Below are 2,944 nucleotides of genomic sequence, written 5' to 3' on the forward strand. Positions count from 1 at the left end.
GCGCACCTGATGATATCAAAGTTATGATGAGTAAGTTGCCAGATAAACCGATTTGGGTCAATATAATCGGCGGACTTATCATGATACTTGGATTGCTAGCCATTATAGCCGTTCTAGTCTGGGCAATTGTTGATACAGTAAAATTTAGTTTAACTTTTCAGCAAGCCTTTGTTAGATTTTTAATATTATTTGAAGGATATAAGCTTTTTGATATTATATTTTTTGATTACCTCATGCTTACCAAGTTAAAATTACCGACTAAAGTTTATCCACAGACGATTGGTGCCAAGGGATATGATAATTTTGGGTTTAATGCGAAAAGTCAGATTACAAAAGTTATAATATTCTTTTTCATGAGTCTAATTTTGGCATATTTACTGACCATTCTGGTTTAAATAGAAATTTACAATATTTAGAAAAAAGACGATTAGAAAAGTAAAAATCTAGTCGTCTTTTTTATTACAAGAAAGGAAATTAGTATGAAAAAATTAGAACAAATAAGACAAGAGTCAAAAGAAATAAAAGATAAAATTGACGATAAAGAAGAAAGATTAAGGCAACTAAAAAATCAAGAAAAGAATATATTAAAACAAGACATAGTAAAAAGAAGAAAAGAAAGAACTCATAGGCTCATAACAAGAGGAGCAATCTTAGAAAGCCTTATAGAAAATGCAGAAAAACTAACAGATGAAGAAATAAAAATCCTACTAGAAGAAGCAACAAAAACAAAAGAATTTAAAGAAACACTAAAAATAATGAGAGAAAATTAAGAAAAATAAAATAATTAAATCTCCCTTAGATTTCTAAGGGCGCAATTATACACCCTAAAGGGTGCTTGCGACCTGCGGTGCTTTTGCCCTACCGGGAGTAAAGAAAAAAGCTGAAGCATTTTTTCTTTGATGTTATCCGAGGAGCTGAACGAAAAATAATCGTTCGCTTTTTCAATGTCAAGGGTAAAATGCACTTCGCTACCGCTCAGCCCTTGACATTAAAATTTTGAAACGTAATCAGACGGCAAGCCGACACACTGAAACAACAAGAGTTGAAAATTCAGTAGTCGGCTTTTTCTATTCTATCATTTCAAAACGCTCATTCACAAAGAGGATATAAAAATCTATTAAGCCTCCACCTAAAACAACAAAAAAAGAAAGGAAGTGATAAAAAATGACAGACAGTTTTCATTTTTCAGTAAACATAATATCAAGAGGAAAAGGGAAAAGTGCAGTAGCAAGTGCAGCATATATAAGTGGAGAAAAAATAAAAAATGAATGGGACGGAGTAACCCATGACTACACCAAAAAACAAGGAGTAATTAGCAAAGAAATATTTTTACCAGATCACGCACCAGAAGAATATAAAGACCGAAAAACATTGTGGAACTCGGTAGAACTATTTGAGAAAAACTCTAATGCCCAACTTGCAAGAAACTTTATCATATCCCTACCAAAAGAGTTAAGCATAGAAGAAAATAAAAAGATGATAGAAGAATATATACAAACCAACTTTGTAAAAGAAGGAATGATAGTAGACCTAGCAATTCATGATGAAAGTAGAGAGGGAAATCAAAACATTCACGCTCATATAATGACTATAGTAAGACCAATAAATAAAGATGGAACATGGGGACAAAAAAGTAAAAAAGAATATATCCTAGATGAAAAAGGAGAAAAAGTATTAAACAAAAATGGAAAACCTAAGACAAGAAAAGTAGAACTAACAACCTGGAACGATAAAGGCAATGTAGAAAAATGGAGAGAAAATTTTTCAGACCTTTGCAATGAATATCTAGCAAAAAACAAAATAGAAAAAAGAGTAGACCATAGGAGTTTTAAAAGACAAGGCATAAAACAAATACCTACAATACATTTAGGAGCAAGTGCTAGTGCAATGGAAAGAAAAGGAATAAGAACAGAAAAAGGAGATATAAATCGTGAAATAAAAAAACAAAATGAACTATTAAAAAACATAGGCAATGAAATAAAGAAAATAACATCTTGGTTAGCAGGCTTCAAAGAGAAGCTAAAAGAATCATACAAGGAATATAAAGACCAAAGTAAAAAGCAAATAGAAAATGAATCAGGACTCTTTAACCTCTATGAATATTTAAGCTTCTATCAAGAAATGCAAGAAAATAATAGAGCTGAATTATCATTTTATGGCAAAAGAAACAAAGCAATCTGTGATCTAAAAAGATATGCAAGTGGAATAAATTATCTAAGAGAAAACAAAATAAAAACCATATCAGACCTACAAGGACATATAAATACCCTAAGAAGTAAAAACTCTGAAATATATAAGACCATAAAAGAAAACAGTCAAAAGATAGAAGACCTTAACAAATGTTTAGCCTATGCAAAGACCGTAAGAAAAACAAAAGCAACCTATCAAGAATATGAAAGCAAGAAAATATTCAAAGAAAGCTTCTACAAGAATAATCAAAAGGAAATAGACCAAAATATAAGGGCAAGAAACTTAATTGAAAAAATCAGCGGAAAGAAAAATTTAAGAGAAAAAGAATGGTTAGGAGAAATTAAAAGCTTAGAAAATGAAATCAGTAAATTAAATACAGAGTCAGAAAAGATAAGGGAAAGATACAAGGAAATAAATCATATTAAATATGCAGTAGAAGTAGTTAATGGAGAATATGGTATTGACCTATCAATAGAAATTGACAAGGCAATCAAGAGGGGAGAGAAAGAAAGTATCATAGAAAAAATAAAAGAATATAAGCAAGATAGTGATAAGTTTAATAAAAAAAGACAAATGACTAAAGACTACTACAAAAATCAAGAAAGATAAGACCTGGTAAAAATATCTTATCCAAGCTATAATATGAGCAAGAAAATAAAGGCAGATCTAGGAGGTAATAGAGATGAATAAAAGGCAAGAGCTAATAGATGAACTCATAAAAGCAGATCAAGATGGAACATACAAAACATATAAA

General features: G+C 30.4%; 3 protein-coding genes. All 3 read left to right on the top strand.

All coding sequences use genetic code 11. From position 1 onward, the window contains the following. Positions 1-395, top strand: a 395-nt coding sequence (locus KHW44_RS08010; RefSeq protein ID WP_304068162.1) for a hypothetical protein, incomplete at its 5' end; no start/stop codon positions are given. Between the two features lie 84 nt (positions 396-479). Further along, entirely contained in the window at positions 480-770 is a 291-nt protein-coding gene (locus KHW44_RS08015; RefSeq protein WP_002840797.1) for a DUF3847 domain-containing protein, read from the top strand. A gap of 394 nt (positions 771-1,164) precedes the next feature. After that, complete coding sequence (gene mobQ, locus KHW44_RS08020) at positions 1,165-2,799, top strand: MobQ family relaxase (protein WP_304068165.1); 1,635 nt, start codon at positions 1,165-1,167, stop codon at positions 2,797-2,799. Positions 2,800-2,944 lie beyond the last annotated feature (145 nt).

This window comes from Finegoldia magna (assembly GCF_018371055.1).
Taxonomy (GTDB): Bacteria; Bacillota; Clostridia; order Tissierellales; family Peptoniphilaceae; genus Finegoldia; species Finegoldia magna_I.